This is a genomic window from Nocardia exalbida NBRC 100660, from assembly GCF_000308575.1.
Classification (GTDB): Bacteria; Actinomycetota; Actinomycetes; order Mycobacteriales; family Mycobacteriaceae; genus Nocardia; species Nocardia exalbida.
In genome coordinates this window covers 1-299 of record NZ_BAFZ01000115.1, presented here as the reverse complement: position 1 = coordinate 299, position 299 = coordinate 1, and the positions used below count along the sequence as shown (strand labels likewise).

The following is a 299-nucleotide window of genomic DNA, read 5'->3' as shown; positions in this document are numbered from 1 at the left end:
GACAAGATCCACGCGCGTTCGACCGGTCCGTACTCGATGATCACCCAGCAGCCGCTGGGTGGTAAGGCGCAGTTCGGTGGTCAGCGTTTCGGTGAGATGGAGTGCTGGGCCATGCAGGCCTACGGTGCGGCGTACACGCTGCAGGAGTTGTTGACCATCAAGTCCGACGACGTCGTCGGTCGCGTGAAGGTCTACGAGGCGATCGTCAAGGGCGAGAACATCCCGGAGCCGGGCATTCCGGAATCGTTCAAGGTCTTGCTCAAGGAACTCCAGTCGCTGTGCCTCAACGTCGAGGTGCT

General features: G+C 61.2%; 1 protein-coding gene. It reads left to right on the top strand.

The features are described 5' to 3' along the window. On the top strand, positions 1–299 hold a 299-nt coding region (locus ON29_RS25830; protein ID WP_040870302.1), incomplete at both ends, for a DNA-directed RNA polymerase subunit beta.